General features: G+C 35.7%; 24 protein-coding genes and 1 pseudogene. 11 read left to right on the top strand and 14 right to left on the bottom strand.

Annotated features, from left to right (window positions below; translation table 11 throughout):
- Window positions 1-80: 80 nt before the first annotated feature.
- A complete protein-coding gene (gene bsaA, locus QUF93_RS12510; RefSeq protein ID WP_289358969.1) occupies window positions 81-563 on the bottom strand; it encodes a glutathione peroxidase in 483 nt (160 codons plus the stop codon).
- Between the two features lie 224 nt (window positions 564-787).
- Between bsaA and QUF93_RS12505 the strand changes: the two genes are divergently transcribed.
- From QUF93_RS12505 to QUF93_RS12490, 4 genes are all read left to right on the top strand, one after another.
- Window positions 788-997, top strand: coding sequence for a DUF3925 domain-containing protein (locus QUF93_RS12505; RefSeq protein ID WP_097903230.1), 210 nt, complete (start codon window positions 788-790; stop codon window positions 995-997).
- A 247-nt stretch (window positions 998-1,244) separates the two neighbouring features.
- Window positions 1,245-2,216, top strand: coding sequence for an MBL fold metallo-hydrolase (locus QUF93_RS12500; RefSeq protein ID WP_289358968.1), 972 nt, complete (start codon window positions 1,245-1,247; stop codon window positions 2,214-2,216).
- 85 nt (window positions 2,217-2,301) lie between these two features.
- On the top strand, window positions 2,302-2,736 hold the full coding sequence (locus tag QUF93_RS12495) for a hypothetical protein (protein WP_070128279.1): 435 nt from the start codon (window positions 2,302-2,304) through the stop codon (window positions 2,734-2,736).
- Between the two features lie 311 nt (window positions 2,737-3,047).
- Entirely contained in the window at window positions 3,048-3,290 is a 243-nt protein-coding gene (locus tag QUF93_RS12490; RefSeq protein WP_289358967.1) for a hypothetical protein, read from the top strand.
- Window positions 3,291-3,344: 54 nt separating this feature from the next.
- Here the strand turns inward: QUF93_RS12490 and QUF93_RS12485 are convergent, their stop codons facing one another.
- Window positions 3,345-4,025: a DUF3600 domain-containing protein gene (locus QUF93_RS12485; protein ID WP_289358966.1), complete on the bottom strand. Its 681-nt coding sequence runs from the start codon at window positions 4,023-4,025 to the stop codon at window positions 3,345-3,347.
- The gene (locus tag QUF93_RS12480) at window positions 4,022-4,600 is read right to left on the bottom strand and encodes a sigma-70 family RNA polymerase sigma factor (protein ID WP_289358965.1); all 579 of its coding nucleotides are present in this window, start codon (window positions 4,598-4,600) and stop codon (window positions 4,022-4,024) included. The genes QUF93_RS12485 and QUF93_RS12480 overlap by 4 nt, the downstream gene beginning before the upstream one ends.
- Before the next feature lie 208 nt (window positions 4,601-4,808).
- On the opposite strand from QUF93_RS12480, the gene QUF93_RS12475 reads away from it, so the two are divergent.
- Together QUF93_RS12475 and QUF93_RS12470 are read left to right on the top strand one after the other, a co-directional pair.
- Window positions 4,809-5,795: a quinone oxidoreductase family protein gene (locus QUF93_RS12475; protein ID WP_289358964.1), complete on the top strand. Its 987-nt coding sequence runs from the start codon at window positions 4,809-4,811 to the stop codon at window positions 5,793-5,795.
- A 29-nt stretch (window positions 5,796-5,824) separates the two neighbouring features.
- Complete coding sequence (locus tag QUF93_RS12470) at window positions 5,825-6,463, top strand: zinc dependent phospholipase C family protein (RefSeq protein WP_289358963.1); 639 nt, start codon at window positions 5,825-5,827, stop codon at window positions 6,461-6,463.
- 44 nt (window positions 6,464-6,507) lie between these two features.
- Here the strand turns inward: QUF93_RS12470 and QUF93_RS12465 are convergent, their stop codons facing one another.
- From QUF93_RS12465 to QUF93_RS12445, 5 genes are all read right to left on the bottom strand, one after another.
- Complete coding sequence (locus QUF93_RS12465) at window positions 6,508-6,891, bottom strand: VOC family protein (protein ID WP_289358962.1); 384 nt, start codon at window positions 6,889-6,891, stop codon at window positions 6,508-6,510.
- Between the two features lie 310 nt (window positions 6,892-7,201).
- A complete protein-coding gene (locus QUF93_RS12460; RefSeq protein ID WP_289358961.1) occupies window positions 7,202-8,371 on the bottom strand; it encodes a DEAD/DEAH box helicase in 1,170 nt (389 codons plus the stop codon).
- 19 nt (window positions 8,372-8,390) lie between these two features.
- A complete protein-coding gene (locus QUF93_RS12455; RefSeq protein ID WP_002118751.1) occupies window positions 8,391-8,918 on the bottom strand; it encodes a hypothetical protein in 528 nt (175 codons plus the stop codon).
- Window positions 8,919-9,008: 90 nt separating this feature from the next.
- Window positions 9,009-10,697 carry a formate--tetrahydrofolate ligase gene (locus QUF93_RS12450; protein WP_033712195.1) on the bottom strand — a complete coding sequence of 563 codons (1,689 nt, stop codon included), beginning with the start codon at window positions 10,695-10,697 and terminating at the stop codon, window positions 9,009-9,011.
- A 93-nt stretch (window positions 10,698-10,790) separates the two neighbouring features.
- On the bottom strand, window positions 10,791-11,471 hold the full coding sequence (locus tag QUF93_RS12445) for a class I SAM-dependent methyltransferase (RefSeq protein WP_289358960.1): 681 nt from the start codon (window positions 11,469-11,471) through the stop codon (window positions 10,791-10,793).
- Window positions 11,472-11,804: 333 nt separating this feature from the next.
- Here QUF93_RS12445 and QUF93_RS12440 point away from each other — a divergent pair, with 333 nt between their 5' ends.
- Window positions 11,805-12,143 (top strand): hypothetical protein, encoded by a 339-nt coding sequence (locus QUF93_RS12440; RefSeq protein ID WP_001253195.1) that lies wholly within the window; start codon window positions 11,805-11,807, stop codon window positions 12,141-12,143.
- Window positions 12,144-12,172: 29 nt separating this feature from the next.
- Here QUF93_RS12440 and QUF93_RS12435 read toward each other — a convergent pair whose 3' ends face one another.
- The 4 genes from QUF93_RS12435 to ytfJ form a co-directional block, all read right to left on the bottom strand.
- Window positions 12,173-12,385: a hypothetical protein gene (locus QUF93_RS12435; RefSeq protein ID WP_002012518.1), complete on the bottom strand. Its 213-nt coding sequence runs from the start codon at window positions 12,383-12,385 to the stop codon at window positions 12,173-12,175.
- Between the two features lie 69 nt (window positions 12,386-12,454).
- Complete coding sequence (locus tag QUF93_RS12430; RefSeq protein WP_002118741.1) at window positions 12,455-12,775, bottom strand: hypothetical protein; 321 nt, start codon at window positions 12,773-12,775, stop codon at window positions 12,455-12,457.
- A 51-nt stretch (window positions 12,776-12,826) separates the two neighbouring features.
- Window positions 12,827-13,603, bottom strand: coding sequence for a hypothetical protein (locus QUF93_RS12425; RefSeq protein ID WP_002118738.1), 777 nt, complete (start codon window positions 13,601-13,603; stop codon window positions 12,827-12,829).
- Window positions 13,604-13,763: 160 nt separating this feature from the next.
- Window positions 13,764-14,189 (bottom strand): GerW family sporulation protein, encoded by a 426-nt coding sequence (ytfJ, locus tag QUF93_RS12420; RefSeq protein ID WP_002118736.1) that lies wholly within the window; start codon window positions 14,187-14,189, stop codon window positions 13,764-13,766.
- A 131-nt stretch (window positions 14,190-14,320) separates the two neighbouring features.
- Between ytfJ and QUF93_RS12415 the strand changes: the two are divergent.
- From QUF93_RS12415 to QUF93_RS12400, 4 genes and pseudogenes are all read left to right on the top strand, one after another.
- Window positions 14,321-14,937, top strand: a pseudogene (locus QUF93_RS12415) (GNAT family N-acetyltransferase); the annotation flags it as partial.
- Window positions 14,938-15,071: 134 nt separating this feature from the next.
- Window positions 15,072-15,215, top strand: coding sequence for a site-specific integrase (locus QUF93_RS12410; protein WP_002118729.1), 144 nt, complete (start codon window positions 15,072-15,074; stop codon window positions 15,213-15,215).
- On the top strand, window positions 15,193-15,603 hold the full coding sequence (locus tag QUF93_RS12405; RefSeq protein WP_289358959.1) for a site-specific integrase: 411 nt from the start codon (window positions 15,193-15,195) through the stop codon (window positions 15,601-15,603). The genes QUF93_RS12410 and QUF93_RS12405 overlap by 23 nt, the downstream gene beginning before the upstream one ends.
- A complete protein-coding gene (locus QUF93_RS12400) occupies window positions 15,572-15,718 on the top strand; it encodes a hypothetical protein (RefSeq protein ID WP_232297173.1) in 147 nt (48 codons plus the stop codon). The genes QUF93_RS12405 and QUF93_RS12400 overlap by 32 nt, the downstream gene beginning before the upstream one ends.
- A gap of 39 nt (window positions 15,719-15,757) precedes the next feature.
- Here the strand turns inward: QUF93_RS12400 and QUF93_RS12395 are convergent, their stop codons facing one another.
- Both QUF93_RS12395 and QUF93_RS12390 read right to left on the bottom strand, forming a co-directional pair.
- On the bottom strand, window positions 15,758-16,708 hold the full coding sequence (locus QUF93_RS12395; protein ID WP_002118727.1) for a nucleoside hydrolase: 951 nt from the start codon (window positions 16,706-16,708) through the stop codon (window positions 15,758-15,760).
- Window positions 16,709-17,096: 388 nt separating this feature from the next.
- Complete coding sequence (locus QUF93_RS12390; RefSeq protein WP_002118724.1) at window positions 17,097-17,450, bottom strand: hypothetical protein; 354 nt, start codon at window positions 17,448-17,450, stop codon at window positions 17,097-17,099.
- Window positions 17,451-17,510 lie beyond the last annotated feature (60 nt).

Below are 17,510 nucleotides of genomic sequence, written 5' to 3'. Positions count from 1 at the left end.
TGATAATGTGAGTTTAAAGAAAACGCCCCAAAGAACTACATTGTTCTTTGAGGCGTTTTTTAATAAAGTGAAACTCCTAGTTATTCCCCAAGTACCTTTTCAATCTCAACCTCTAAATCCGCCGGCTTCGTCTGCGGCGCAAAACGCCCTACTACTTTCCCGTCTTTTCCAATTAAAAACTTAGTAAAGTTCCATTTCACTGCTTTCATACCGAGTAAACCTGGTGCTTGTTCTGTCATGTATGTATACAGAGGGTGAGCCTTATCACCTTTTACATCGATTTTTGCAAACATCGGGAAGTTTACACCATAGTTCAATTCACAAAAACTTGTAATATCTGCTTCTGTGCCTGGTTCTTGTCCCCCGAATTGATTACAAGGGAAACCGAGTATTTCTAGTCCTTGGTCTTTATATTTATCATATACTTCCTGTAACCCTTTATATTGAGGTGTAAATCCACATTTACTAGCTACATTTACAATGAGAAGTACTTTTCCTTCGTAATCTTTTAACGACTTTTCTTCTCCTGTTATTGTTTTCGCAGAAAAATCATATACTGCCATTTTCTCTACCCCTCTCTTCGCTATCATTCTATGTTTATACTATACTACATAAGTGAACATACAGCTCTTTTTACATACTTACGCGTTAAAATGGTAGCGCTTTATTTTTGTTCGAAATTTCGACACAAACTACTAGACTTTTATGATGGAAAGTTTTACAATTGAATTGTGAACAAAATGTGACAGTTTATATTCCATTATAAAAGAAAAGGATGGTGTTCATTATGAAAACTGCACAACGTGAAACGATTTCAAATCGCGAGTTTTATTTCGTACTATATATGATGTTATTGTATGTTACTGGTTGGGTAATCGATGTGAATGGTTTATTCTTAAGCTCCTACTTTAATTTAGCAGGAGAGATTATGCTTCCATTAGTTGGCGGGCTTGTTGGACTGTTCGTAATGTCTATCAATAAAGAACAAACGAAATAACTACATTAGAAAAAGGCAGAAGACGAGCTTTCGTTTTCTGCCTTTTTTCTTTTTTAGCGTATAATATAAAGTGAAACTTTAATTAGTGGGGATTTTCTTTCTCCCCACTGATTATTAGTTGAACCAATCGGGCATTAACGGGCAGTTGATCTCCCTCCTAACCTTTTTGCTTCAGCCAAATTTTAAGATGAGAGTCTTACTACCCGTTAATGCAGGAAAAACATGCAGTATATAAGGAGTGGTAAATATGAAAAAAGTAGAGCAATTATCTTCTCACCTATATCTTATTGATGATTACGACTTACAACATAATGAACGGACAGGTACATACGTTTTATTAGGTGACGATATTACTTTAATTGAAACTTGTGCAGCCCCTTCTCTTCCCTATATTTTAGACGGCTTACAACAATTACATATTGATTTAAACGATGTAAAAAACATCATCGTTACACATGTTCATTTAGATCACGCTGGGGCAGCTGGTTTAATGATGGAAAAGTGCCCAAATGCTACTTTATATGTGCATTCTCGCGGTGCTCGTCATATGATTGATCCAACAAAACTCATTCTAGGTGCAAAAGCTGTGTACAAAGAAGATTTCGATAAACTTTTCGATCCAATTCTTCCAATAGAAGAAGAACGTGTTCATATTGTGCAAAATGGTGATACATTAAAAATTGCAGAAGACCGCATCCTTACATTTTATGATACACCAGGGCATGCAAAGCACCATATTAGCATTCATGATTCATTTACAAACGGCATTTTTACTGGCGATACAATTGGAATTTATTATAGAGAACTCGCAGACCTTGGTGTAGAACTATATCTACCATCAACGTCCCCTTCACAATTTCAGCCAGATGCGATGATTGCTTCTAAAAACCATATTCAAAGTATGAATGTAGATACTATTTATTTCGGTCATTACGGCGCTTCATCCAATGTTACAGAAGTATATAACCAACTTGAACATTGGTTACCTATTTTCGTTGGTACTGGTAAAGAGGTCTTTGAAAAGTATAATGATTTCGATGAAGCGACTAAAGCTTTACAAACTTTATTAATGGATAACATCTCTTCTCACCTTACAAAATTAAACGTCCCATCCGATCATTCCGTTTATAACATTTTACATCTAGATATAGAAATTAGCGCCATAGGCATTATTGATTATTTCACAAAGCAAGAAAAAACAAATTCCACTATTAAATAACGGCAAAAAAAGAGATATACAACAGTAGTTATTGTATATCTCTTCTTTCTTTGAATATATTTTTAGTAAAGGATGGTGGAATGCAATGCAAAAAGTGATGCTATACCTCTGCTTTACATTATTTATCGTCTTATTATTATTTGTCGGAGTAAAAATTCAATTTTATTTAGATACAGATGCGCAAGTGAACTTTAACCTTTATCCAAGGTTATTCTACTTTACACTCTTCCCTCTTTTAGTCGGCATTTTATTACGATTCCTACAATCCATTAATCGCGAAACGAGCAAACAAAACTGGAACTTTCAGCTGGATAAATTTATCGCTATTACGTTGCCTACACTATTCATTTCCTTTTCTCCAGCTCTACTCTTTTCACCACTTGGCGAATACCTACCTTATTTAACTAATATTATTCTTGTGAATACAACTTTCGTTACCATTATTAGTTTAATAGCTGGTTATTCACTATTAGATTGTTTTATACAAAAAGACAAGGATAATAGTAAGGAATATAACTAAGTGATTTCCCACTTTCACTTTATTAAGCAAATCAAGTTAATTCTGCCCCTGACTTGTATGCAAAAGAGCCTAATGTTCAATTTTTAAGTGTCGTTGGTTATGGTGGTTTATTTATAAGTGCAATACTCCTTGTAAGAGTTGCTATACATGCGGTAAGGAAATTTAAGTAATAACAAAACGAGTATGAAATCGCATAGATTTTATACTCGTTTTTTATTGTTCATATATTTAATTGATAATAGGAAATTTATGTTAAACTAAAGAAAGTCGTGCACTAAATCAAAATACATTTCAAACAAGGGAGACTTATTATGAAATTAGGGACTTTCTCGTTTCTAACGTTTATCGCAAGTATATGTTCTTTCTTTGTTTTAAGAGGACCTAATGCGAATTTAACATTAATTATTGTGCTTCTAAGTATGCTTTCATTACTCGGTATTATTTTTGCGATCGCATCAAAGAATTGGCTATTTAAAATAGTTGGGACTGCATTAAATGGCGTAATACTAGTATTTGTATATTTCTTATCGCTAGCAAAAGGAATAGGTGGTTAATATATTTACGTTTCAATAAGAAAAGCTCACAGCTTAAGCTATGAGCTTTTTTACTTATCTCACCTTTTCATCTACATACTCCATAAACTGTTCTGCTTTAATAAATCTTTCTTTATACGCTTCAGGTACTTCTTCTACTGTTATCCCACCACTCGATTTCGCTTTTACTAATACAGTTTGATATGACATTAACGCTTCCATATATTGTTCATACTCTTCTGAAGTTAATACTTCTTTACTAGATTTATGGCCATTTAATTTATCAAAATATGGCTGAAGCCCCATCACTACCTTTTTCATTTCCTCTTTTTTAGCTGGTGATAATTGATCATAATCAATATTACCGTTCGAATCCCCGTACTCCAGCTTTGCATTCGTTAATTTTTTTAATTCTTTTGTAAACTCTTCATATTCCTTTGCACCCATTTCATCTTTCGCTTGTGATAACTTTGCATTAAAACGCATATACGCTTCTAATGTCATCGCTCCGGCATGTTTTTTTAAATTCTCAAAAGATCCGTATATACCATCTGCCATAATAGATTGATAAGCAAAACCGGTCGTAGGGATTAAAAATGCTGCTGCAAGCACTCCTGCGATAAGGCGTTTCTTCACCTTACTTCCCCCGCGTTTCATTTTTATTTGAACGATTACTTTTTCTTTTAACTCCGGCGGGGCTACAACCCCCTTCGCTTCTTCTTGTATAGATTCTCTAACTCTACAATCTAAACTCATTTTACATTCCCTACCTCTCCTAAAAAGATTTCTTCTACTTGCTCTTTTTGACGTAGTTTCTTTAAGGCCGCATGAATTCTAGATTTCACAGTACCAAGTGGAATATGTAATATTTGTGCTACTTCTTCTTGTGAGTAATCGTGTAAGTATCTTAAGATAATAACTTGTTTCAATTTATACGGTAATTTATGAATGAGTTCGATTAGTTTTTGATTTGATATTTTACTTACAACATCGTTAGAAAAATCAATTTGTACTGGCTTCCTTTGCTCTTCTGCTTTTTTTACAATTCGTAGTCGCATCCACCTCTTTCTTCTATAAGAATGAATTTGTTTAATCGCAAGTCCAATTAACCAAGGACGAAATGGCTTCTCGCTATCATACTTACGAAGCGATTCATATAGCTGTATGTATATTTCTTGAACGACATCATCTACATCCGTTTTATCATCGATTAAGAAATGTGCTGTTTTATATACTTCTTGAATCGTTTTATCATACAATTCGCTATACGCTTCTTTATTGCCCGATAAAGTTAATTGGATTAAATCTGTATACACTGTTTCATCCTTCATATACCACCCCTCCTTTGTCTTACACTATATATTGGCAAGTAATTGATATTTCGTTCGATTTTTTCAAAAAAGTTTTTTATATAAATTAATATAATAATTCAATGAACTCATAAGCTTCACTTATAACCATGCATAACAATTATATAATTTTCCAATTCCTAATGAAGATTTAAAATGATTTATATAGTCAAATTTAGGAGGATATATGATGAAAGCTATCGTTGTAACGTCGTTCGGTGGTCCTGAAGTGATGAAATATACAGATGTGGATATGCCGACTATCTCAGACAATCAAGTTTTAATTCGTGTTGTTGCTACTAGTGTAAATTTCGCCGATATTAAATCTCGATATGGTAAAAAAGGAAATAAAGCATTTCCCTTTATTCCAGGGATAGATGCGGCTGGTATTGTAGAACGCGTAGGTTCTCATGTAAAAAACATTTATCCTGGCCAGCGTGTCATTGCTTTTCCTCAAAATGGCTCTTACGCTGAATATGTTGTCGCGAACGAAAACCTTACTTTCGTTTTACCTGATGAAGTCGACTTTCAAACCGCCGCCGCTTGTCCTATCGTATCTTTTACAAGCTATAATTTACTTGCAAATGTTGCAAGAATTCAACAAGGGGATTCTGTACTAATCCATGCAGCGGCTGGTGGAATTGGTACTACAGCGATTCAACTCGCTAAACTATTAGGAGCTGGAAAAATTATCGGTACTGTTGGAAGTGAAACAAAAGGTAAAATCGCTTTAGATGCTGGAGCTGATTATGTTATTTGTCATCAAGATGAAGATTTTGTAGAGAGGGTAACTCAGCTTACAAACGGAGAAGGCGTTAATATTGTTTTAGATTCTATTTCTGGTACTGTGTCCGAAAGAAGTTTAGAATGCCTTGCTTATTACGGTCGTCTCGTCCATTTCGGCAATGTTAGCGGAGAAGTTGGTAGTTTTCAAACGAAAGATTTACACGCAAGTTGCCGTTCTATACTCGGTTTCAGCTTTGGCACTACACGAAAAAACCGTCCTGAATTGCTTCAAGAAACTGCGAATCAAATTTTCCGTTATTTACGCGATGGAAGTTTACAAATTAAAGCCACGAAATCTTTTCCTCTTCAAGATGCAGGGAAAGCACATGAATGGGTCGAAAGTAGACAAAGTACAGGGAAAGTAATACTACACGTTCAGACAGCTCCCTAAAATGAATACATGAAATAGAGGTGTTATTCATGGGATCGCGAATTATGCATATCATTATCGCTAACGGTATTGCTGAGAAACTATCTATTCAAGATAAAACTTCTTTCTTACTTGGTGGTGTAGCCCCTGATGCTGTTCATTCAAAAAAAGAAAAAGGAACTTCACATTTTTACGCGGGTACAACGAAGAACTATACGAGAAGAATAGATTATGATTCATTTTTTCATAAATATGAAGCACATATAGATTCCCCATTTATTTTAGGCTATTATACCCACCTCATTGCCGATGATAATTGGCTAAGTGGATTTTTTCTACCTTGGCTAAAAAACAGAATAGAAAATGACGAAACTATCGCACCTATGTACTATAACGATTTTAAATTGTTAAATGCAAAATTACTTCATCATTACGATAAAGAACAACAGCTCTTCGCCCTACTTAATCAAGAGACTAACATTGTGAATATCGATGAGGTTTCTAAAGAGAATGTTTTAGCTTTTCGGCAATATATTTTTGAAGATATGCTGTATCCCGAGCAACATTTGCACGAAGAGTTACAAGTGTTTTCATTTGATCAAATCGTTGGTTATATTGAGACTGCAATTGAAAAAGGAACATTTTTTATAGAACAACTCGCTAATAAAAAATTCACTTCAAATATTTAATCCCCCTCATTATTTACGAGGGGGATTTTCACATTACAATATAATTATTTATTTTTTTCCATTACTGCAAAGTAATTCCCTTCACTATCAGCAAAGTTAAATACTTTACCAGAGGGCATAGTTACCATTTCGCCAACTGTAACATTTTTATTTGTTAAATCTTTATATAGTTGGTCAAGATTTTCTGAGAAGAACATTAAAGATGGTGTACCAAGATTCAATTCTGGACTCATTTTAGAAATAACTTCTTTATTATGTAATATGATACTCGTCTCAGCATCATTAGTTGGAGCAATTTCAATCCATCTCATTCCTTGATTGTTATCTTCCTCTGCGATTACATGAAACCCTACTTTTTCAGTCCAAAAATTTACTGCCTCATCTTGGTTATCTACATATAACATAATCTGTCCGACTTTATGAATCATTTGTTTTCCCCCTAATGGTTTTTATATTCTATGTAGCTTTCTACAGGTACTATTATTATTCCTTTTTCATTTATATGTACTTCTTCACGAAATTTATCGACTGACTCATTTCATTCAATGCACATACAAACTTAGAAACTAACACTATTGCCTTTTTTGTCGTTGCATCAATATCCCCTATAGAATCGCTGATATATTTTTGGAGTTACGTTAGATATATTCTAAAAATCGTTGATATATTTGAAGTTACTATTTAACAACTTACAAACAAAAAAGACGTAACTATGCATAGTTACGTCTTTCCTTTTATTTATCTAGGTTTTTTCTTACCAGTAAATGCTGGTTTCTTTTTCTTTGGTGCTTTCGGTTTCGTTTCTACAAATGATCCGTTGAACATTTCTTGCTTCGTAAAAACGATACCTAGTTTTTTTGCAAATTGAAGTAATTTACGCTCTTCTTGTTCTGTTACAAGAGAAACGACTGTTCCTTCTTTCCCCATACGTCCAGTACGTCCTGAGCGGTGAATGTATTGGTCTACAGTGTCTGGTAACTCTAAATGAATTACATGTGTTAAATCATCAATATCTATTCCACGTGCTGCAATATCAGTGGCAAGTAGAATTTCTAATTTGCCGCTACGGAATGCACGCATCGTTGCTTCACGCTCTTGTTTATTTGCCTCTGCATGAAGAGCTGCTGCTTTCATTTTACGGAATTTCAGTTTCTGAGTAATTTCATCTAAACGGAATGGATCATTTAAGAAGGCAACTGCTTTTACATTTCCCATATGCATAATTCTTCTTATATAATCATTTTTTTCACGACGTTCACACACAATATACGTATGTTCAACTAGGCTCTTTGTCTCTGAACGTGTTACACGTACTAATTGTGGTTCAGCTGTCAAATCACGTGCCGCGTCTTCTGCCGCTTTCGTTATTGTCGCCGAGAAGAATACTAATTGACGATCGCGCATCGTTGATTTAATTACATCAAGTACAGCACCCATCATCTTTTGTTTTACAATTTGATCAAACTCATCAAATACAATCGTTTTCACTTCATGCATCTTTAGTTTTTTCATACGAATCAATTCTAAAATACGTCCTGGTGAACCAACAATTACTCTCGGATGTTTCTTTAATTTTTCAACTTGGCGCTTAATATCCGCACCACCAATTAAAGACGCACCTGAAATATCAGTTCCCGCTGTAAACTTTTGAACTTCTTCATGAATTTGCATAACAAGTTCACGAGTTGGAGCTAAAATTACAACTTGAGGTTGTTTAACTTCAGGATTAATTTTATGTAAAAGGGGTAATAAGTACGCTAATGTTTTTCCTGTTCCAGTTGGAGATTCAGCTATAACGTCTTGTCCTTCTAAAATAGTTGGAATCGCTTGTTTTTGAATTTCAGTAAACTCTTTAAAACCAGCCTTTTCCCAAGCTTGTTGTAAAAATGGTTGCATATCTTTTATCATTTGTTTTTCTCCTTTATCTCTATTTTTGAAGAAAATGTTGTATTGTTCGCACCGTTTCTATCATGTGTGAAATAACAGCTATTAAATCATCAACATGGTCTTCTGTAATCGCTTTTTGAAATAGAACCTCTACCTTATTATGATATGAAATCGCTTGCTTATTATATTCGTATGAAATTTTCTGTGTAATCATTCGCTCTTTTCCCCAAATAGATTGCAATAAAGTTTCAATTTCTTGGCATCCTATCTCTGGCTGTTCCATTTCGAACGAGAACGCTAACTTCATTTCACAACCTGGTATAAACTGAGGTACTTCCAATATTTCACCTGATAAATTCTTCGCATCAACAGATAGTGAAAATATCGCTTCTACCATTGTTTTAAATGTTTCTGTTAGTTGAAATGAAATACTATACATACGGCTTAATGAAGCAAGATCCATCACATCTTTTCGATCTGTTACAAGAATATCACCGTGTAAATCGAAATCATAGACAGCCCCTTCTACGATTACTTTTAAATTTTCAAAAGCAGTTGGATCAAACATAATTTCCTCCAAAAAACAGGCGCCTTTCTATGGAAAGGCGCCACTTGATGTATATATAGTTTACAGATAAACGAGATGAATTACAACCTTTTAGAATAAACCTACTGCTTTTCCATCTTCATTTACATCCATTTGAAGCGCAGCTGGCTGTTTAGGAAGACCAGGCATTGTTAACATTGTTCCTGTTAATGCAACGATAAACCCTGCACCGATAGATGGTTTCAATTCACGAATTGTAACAATAAAGTCAGATGGGCGACCTAATTTTGTTGCATCGTCAGAAAGAGAATATTGTGTTTTCGCCATACATATTGGTAGGTTACTCCATCCTTCTCCTTCAAATTGAGCTAATTGTTTACGTGCTTTCGGTGCAAACTCAATATCTTTTGCGCCATACACTTTTTGAGCAATTGTACGAATTTTTTCTTCTAATGGTAATTCTAATTCATAAAGTGGTGCGTAGTTGTTTTCACCTTTTTCAATTTCTTTTAACACTTTCTCAGCAAGGTCTACACCACCTTGGCCACCTTTCTCCCAAACTTCTGTTAAGGATACTGCATAGCCACGCTCATTGCACCATTCTTGTAAGTATGTAACTTCTGCATCTGTATCAGTAATGAATTTATTAATTGCAATTACGAAAGGCACACCGAAGCTTTGAATTGTTTCAACATGTTTCTGTAAGTTTTCCATACCTTTTGCTAATGCATCTACATTTTCTTCTTTTAATTGATCTTTTGCTACGCCGCCATGCATTTTAAGCGCACGAATAGTCGCAACAATAACAACTGCTTCTGGTTTAATGCCAGCTGCACGAGCTTTAATATCTAAAAACTTCTCTGCACCTAAATCTGCACCAAATCCAGCTTCTGTAATAACATAATCACCTAATTTTGCTGCCATTGTTGTAGCGATAACACTGTTACAACCGTGAGCGATGTTCGCAAATGGTCCGCCATGAATGATAGCTGGTGTATTTTCTAACGTTTGTACTAAGTTCGGTTTTAATGCGTCTTTTAATAATAATGTTAACGCACCTTCTACACCTAAATCTTTAACCGTTACAGGTTGATTTGCAAAGTTATAAGCAACTACGATGCGAGATAAACGTGCTTTTAAATCTTGAATATCTGTTGCAAGGCAGAATACGGCCATAATTTCAGATGCTACAGTAATATCAAAACCATCTTCACGTGGTACACCTTGAACTGGTCCACCAAGGCCAATTACTACGTTACGAAGGGCACGATCATTTAAGTCAACACAGCGTTTCCAAACGATTTTACGCGTATCAATTCCAAGTACGTTTCCTTGTTGGATATGATTATCAATAAACGCCGCTAATGCGTTGTTGGCAGTTGTAATCGCATGAATATCTCCAGTAAAGTGAAGGTTAATGTCTTCCATTGGTACGACTTGTGAAAAACCGCCACCTGCTGCTCCGCCTTTTAGTCCCATCGTTGGTCCAAGAGATGGTTCGCGAAGTGCAATTACTGTTTTCTTACCAATTTTATTAAAAGCTTGACCTAAACCAACTGTTACTGTTGATTTACCTTCTCCAGCTGGAGTTGGGTTAATTGCTGTTACTAAAACAACTTTACCGTCTTTCTCATCTTGTAAACGCTTAAAAATATCAAGAGATAACTTACCTTTATAATGCCCGTATGGCTCTAATTCATCTTCTAAAATATTTAAATCAGCTGCAATTTCTTGAATTTTTTTCATACTTGCTTCCTGTGCGATTTCAATATCAGATTTAACTGTTGTAGTAGTTGTCATATACCCTAGTCCCCCTTTAATTGGTTCTGATGATATTGTATCAGTTTTTTGTATTTTCTGCACTTATTTACCTCCTAAAATTCTTCAATTTTGTTATACGTTTTTTAACATAAATACCCATAAAAATGTTAACGCTTGTTGTAACTCTGTAGGTAGTTGACCTAACATCTTCTCATTTACTCCGCGCTTATATACGCCGGTGCCATCTACAACTTCAAAACCTTGTTCTTTCGCTAACTGTTCAAATTCCCAAGGCATCATCGTATTGCAAACAACATCTTTGCCGTATAGGCGAGGATAACTGTTCTCTCTCGGTTTTGCTGTCGGTCCTAAAATTGCAATACATGCATATCCATCTTTCTTTAAAACACGCTTTATTTCATTTAATGCTCGCAATGGCTCCTCGGTCCATTCTAAAGAATTAATTGCCATAATTGCTTCAAACTTCTCATTTTCAAATGGTAATGAAGAAAGATCACCTTTAATAAAAGATAAGTTTGGGCCTTCTCCGCGTTCTTTACCCTTTTGAATCATAACTTCCGATAAGTCCACCCCAACCGCTTTGTACCCAGTAAGACTTAATTTATATGTACCATACCCATCACCACAGCCAACATCTAACACTTGTACTTCCTTTTCCACGTACTGCTCAAAAAATGGAATGATTGTACTCCTGCTCCCACTATCCCACATTTCTTGACTATTTTGATTCCAAAAATCTGCATTATTATCCCATTTTTTCTCTGCCGATTCATGCCAATTAAACTTCGTCATACATTCCCCTACCTTCAGTTATTATCATTCATTTCATTCTACATCATTTTCCAAAATTCCTGTTTATCCCGCATTAACGGGCAGTAGAATTCGGCGAATGCGAGGAAGTTAGGTGGGAGATAACTGCCCGTAAAAGCCCGATTGGTGAGGGCTAATAATCAGTGGGGATGAACAAAACCCCCACGTTTCACTTTATCTTCATAAGGAGGTGAACAGGATAACAACGGAATCTATTTTCTCCATTTTTTGCTTTACTTGGGTTTAACTCATACTCATGTTCTTCTCCTTATGAAAGATACTATAGATACACCCAATTGAAAGAGAGGGATGTACATGCGAAGAAAGAGAAATCATCATTTTAAAAGTGGTGAAAAAAACGAAGAGTATGCAGCTGAAATATCTCCAGCTGGTATTCCGATTAGACATGAGCGCAAAGAAATTGCAAATGAAATAGAAGGTACAAATACCGGTGCAATGATAGGCTATGTCGCATTATTTCTTTCGTTATTCTCCATTGCTTTTTATCCTGTTACACTCGGCTCCCTTGCTATTTTAGTTGGCTTATTAGCTGTCAATTTTGGAGCGAGAACACTTGGATATACCGCAATTGGTTTTGGCAGTTTTTCTGTTTTATTCACTTTACTATATCCGCTTGCTTTATCAGCGTTTTAAAAAAACACACCAAGTTATACTTGGTGTGTTCATTCATGATACAACATGATATGTCCGCATCCACAACAATGCTTCGCTGTAATTTCTTGAAAAACTGGATAATTCTCTTCATCTCTATGCTCAATAAACACCTTTTCAAATCGGTACATGTTTGGCGCATATGCCCAATCTTGTTTCGTACGTGCATATAATGTTGAAGAAAAAAACTCCTCACCACCACAAACGATACATCCCTTCTTCATCAATACCCCTCCTATGCTTGTCTTACTTCATCTATATGAACATAAGCATAAAAAAAAGACCTTCTATTATTAGAAAGTCTTCTCTGAAACAAAAAGAAATGTACCGAATATACCTACTCCGCTATATTCTTTCGTAACACCAGCTTCTGTTTTATACGTTTGCTTTACAGTCATAAAGAAAACACCATTTCGTGCATCAATACTTTCAAACTGTAATTTCTCTTTTTTTTCATCTACATTTTGCGTGCATTCAAAGCTACTCTCGTCACATTTCAATGCATACTTATCCTCTAAATACAATTTAAAATCTGATTCTTTCGGACAAGTTATAAGTAATATCGCCACGAGAATAATACTTACAATCCCCACAATTGTATAATATTTCTTCATTTGTTCTCCTTTCAAAAGACAAGAAAACTTGACTTCATGCGCCAAGTTTTCTTAGTCTACAACCCATTGCCACTCTTGTTCTTTCTTATCAAAAATGAGCCAACCCGTTTCTGTTGCTTCTGCTTTCAATTCATCGATATTATCTAGTACCTCATCCGTACTTTCGAATGATCCTACTACATATACCGGAATTTCAAGACCTCTTCTTGACTCAATTTTCCCCGCTAAATCAATGTATAACCCATCTTCCATTAAAGGAATAAGCCCAAGGATAACTTCCTTTGAAATTGCTGGGAAAATTTTTGATTTTTGGAAGAAAGTAAAACGTTTCTTTCCAAACGAACCGAGTTTATATGGAATCACTTTACTTAGCATTCCTACAAAATCACCGATTCTACGGTAATACACTTTGTTGTACCAACCGTCATCATGTGAAAAATAAACGAATCTATTCTTCAACAACGGGAAGAACGTTCTTCCAAGTGGTTCTTTTTTGTGAGCCAAATATAATAATTCTGCAATTTCTTTTGGCTCTAACTCATCTAAATCGCTTGCATCATCGAAATCTACCCAACAAAATTCATCAAATTCATCAATCTCTGCTTGAATGAGTTTATGTATGTTTTCTTCCTCAACATATTCAAATAAAGTATGATAATGAAAATCTGTCCACTCGAAATTATGCTTTAAAAGCAATACTTGATGAAGCGGTGAAGGGATGTTACTTGCAAACTCTTTAAACGTAATTCCAGATGTAATAAAACAATGACCCCGACGATTACCATTAATATATATCATATTGTTTACTTGGTCAGATCCTCCAGACAAAGCACCTAGCCACCTTCGTTTTGTATGTTTCAATTCTATAGCATATTTTAACATGAAAAATTTTAGAAACATAGAAAAAACTTCAAAAACTATTTACAATTTCATGTGTTTTATTACATACTGATTACAAGAAAAAACGCCTGCTTATGAGCAGGCGTTTTTAAAGGATATCATCTGGGTTTTGAGGGTGATGATTTCCCTCTTTCTTTTCATCTTTTTGGAACATCGATTGAATTTTATCAATTGTTTGCGGAGCTAATTCAATCATTTTTTCCGCTAAATGTGTCGCATTTTGTAAATGAAGAATATTTACTCCATCTTTATTCACCACAAGAAATGCTACTGGTGTAATGGAAACACCACCCGCGCTACCGCCACCAAATGCTGGGTTACCGTTCGCTCTTTGACCATCATTCGTCTGGAAATCAGAACCTCCTGCTCCAAAACCGAATGCTACTTTAGAAACCGTTAACACCACACCACCGTCAGCCGTTTGAACAGGCTCTCCAACAATCGTATTTACATCGACCATTTCTTTTAAATTTTCCATTGCCGCTTTCATTAACCCTTGAATTGGATGATCCACCGTTCATAACCTCCTTTGTCATATCTTTCCTAGTTTTTCCGAAAGTTTGTGAACTAAACATAAAATTTTATATTGATTTCCAAAAATATAAGTTGTAATATTCAGAAAAATAAAAAAGAGGTCGATTTACTGTGCTCAAAAAATTAACTCAAAATGATCATGAACAAGTATTCGCTTTTTTAAAAGAAGAAGAAGAAGCCATAAATTTATTCATCATTGGAGACATTGAAGCTTTTGGATATAACAAAGACTTTCAAGAACTATGGGGGATTTTAATGAGGATGGCGCGTTAAAAGCTATTTTACTCCGCTTCCACGATTCATTTATACCTTATGGAAAAACTGATTTTTTAGGGATTGAATTTGAATCCATCCTTTCGAGGTATGCCCCGCTGAAAATATCCGGAAAATCAGAAGTAGTAGAAACATTTGAAAACATCCCTAGTATACATTTAGGTAAAAAAAATAAAATGTACTTTTGCGAATGTCTTGATGACACTAGACTACCTAGCACACCTATTCATGAAACAATAAAACTTGCTTCTGTAGATGATGTTGAACGAATTATGAGTTTACGTAGCAACATCGCTGAATTTCCAGCTGCTAATGAATCAGAGAGAATTTTAAGGCAAGCTATCGAAACAAATACAGGACGTACATACTTTATTGAAAAAGACGGTGCGATCATCGCATCCGCCTCTACATCCGCTGAAAATTCATTATCGGCTATGGTTATTGGCGTCTGTACACAAGTATAGCTCAGCAGCGGTATTCACAAGGTTATGCTGAATGGTTGTCTATGACAGAAACAATATCCTCACAAGTGACCACTTTTATAGGTTTATCTCAATTATGAGAGCGACCTGTAGAGGTGGTCTTTTTTATGCGTACTCAAGGGGGAAACGAAATGGCACTATTTAGGTTCATGATAAAGGATTACCTAGAAGATAAGGAGCTTAGTGGATTAGCACCGAGAACGATACAGAGCTACCGAGATACGCTTAATGAGTTCTCTCGCTGGCTCTGAGATCGTTAACGTAGAGGATGTTACTCCACCAGTTATAAAGAGCTACCTCCTCTACTGTTCCAAGGAGAGAGGAAACTCAGTTGTAACTCGTAATGGTAAGCTCCAGCACTTGAAGACATTCTTCAGGTACCTAGAGGATGAGGACATTATCGACCTCCGTAGCAATCCCATTAACAAAATTAAGCCTGCTAAGACGGACAAGACTATCAAGGTGTACTCCGATGAACAGATAAAGCAGATGCTTAGATACTACAGGAGGATGCGCTTTCGCGAAAACACATTGTATAGCTACAGAGGGCATACCGTGATAGTCGTCCTCGCTGGTACAAGGCATAAGACTAGGCGAGCTGGTATCCATGAGGTGGGACTCCGTGGATCTACTCAATAAGACTATCACTATCTTTGGGAAGAATCGTAAGAGCCTGTCTACGCCGTTAACGGATAAGGTGGCTCGGGAGTTAGCACAAAGCCATCAGCACTTCGTAGAGACCGTCTTCTTTTAAAAACCAATAATCCGTATTATCCGAAGGTAACAAAGTATGTCACAATCTCTTCTGTAAGAACGTTTCCATAATATCCCTCTTGAATCTTTCATAATCAAACTGAAAAGCTACATTATGCGTTTTATAGCCTGGATTAGTAGCAAAACGAAAGTCTGCAATACTTTGACCAAATCCTTCTCCTTGATCAGCAATTACTTTAATTGGTACTCTCGAAAGGCTAACAGCCTCTTGATTCAGCAAATACCACACTGTTACGAAATCATGCATAGGACTTCCACTTATGCCAGGATTAGACTTGGAGTAAAAATTATAATAATAATCTAACATAGGTTTGATGATGAGTCCTGCAAGATCCTGTGTATTCCTATGAAACGCATCGATTTGTTGGACCATTTCAGGTGTAACAATCGCATGTTGAGTTACATTTAACGGAATAATTGTCAACTCCTTCGCATGCTGTAGAATTAAGTTTGCTGCATAAGGATCTGCGTAAAAGTTAGCTTCAGCCACGGCAGTTACGTTACCTGGATAGAAAAAAGCTCCACCCATGCAAATGCATTCTTTTACGTTTCGCATTGTTTCTAAATTCAATACAAAGGTCGTAGCTAGCGAAGAAAGTCTTCCAAAATTGATAATTGTAAGGTCTTCTACATTCGAATGAATAATTCGATAAATATCATTCAAAGGATAAACTGGATAAGAAATTTCAGGGGGAATGATAGGTCCTAATCCGACTTTTCCATGTACCTCAGGGAAATACTGAACCAATATACCCGTCAAAGGTACAGAAGCACCAAGGAATACAGGTATCTCTTCTTTTCCTGCAATGTACTTCAAATAGTTAATATTTTTGATAGCATTCTCTCTTGACACATTTCCATAATCGGCGACAATCCCTACAAGTTGAATATCTTTACGAAAAAAGGTATACAAAATAGCAAACGCATCATCAATCCCCAAATCTGTAAACAGGAGAACTTTTTTTTGCATATATCTCCCTCCCAAATTTATAGAATCCTATTTTTACTAAGGATTTAGTGAGCAGGATAGGCTTGTACGTATATATTTTATGTATTCCCAAAAAGTGAATCCTATTCATCTGTATTTATCCTAAAAACAATTATTGGCTATGAAAATCCCATCTTCCGTAAGAAACATCGTTCCATTTCCACCAGTTCTTCCTTCAAGATAATTATTGTTTAGTTTGACTTTCTCGTCTTCGTCAACAGCTTTTAACATCCTAGTTAAGTTAGTATGTTCGATTCACTTAGCCACATCCTTCTAGGCAAAATTAAAGAGGTAGCTTTGGATTGCTACCTCACGAATAAATACCATATAATAACCCATCAAACTTTACTCATATGGATAATCGTTCTACTCACGAGACACAACCATCTAGTGTGATCTGCTGGAGGAATCTCAATTCAGCATCTTCCTCTACCCTACCTGCTTGGTATTCCATCCCACTCACCTCAGTAACATTAATCCCCTCGAGGTAGACTAGTTTGTCAAACAGGTTGCTAAACAGGTGTAGTGTATCAATCTTAACTGCGTGGAAATCCTCCTCAGGTGTTACCTCTCTGTAGTGTGCTTGTTTGTACGTATTCCCCTCAGGTTTAAACTTGTAAGATAAAGCGATTTTGATATACCTCACATTAGTTCCCTCTCTTTCTAAGGTTATTTTGTAGTTTATTGTGTGACTTAAATGATTCTCTCTTGTATGTGAACTCACTTATTCCCTCTATAATAATACTCGTCGGATCAATACCCGCTTTATTGTAAGCTCTAGAGT

Source organism: Bacillus hominis (genome assembly GCF_030348325.1).
GTDB classification, from domain to species: domain Bacteria; phylum Bacillota; class Bacilli; order Bacillales; family Bacillaceae_G; genus Bacillus_A; species Bacillus_A hominis.
The sequence above is the reverse complement of the archived record's forward strand: the minus strand, read 5'-3'. Positions and strand labels throughout refer to the sequence as shown.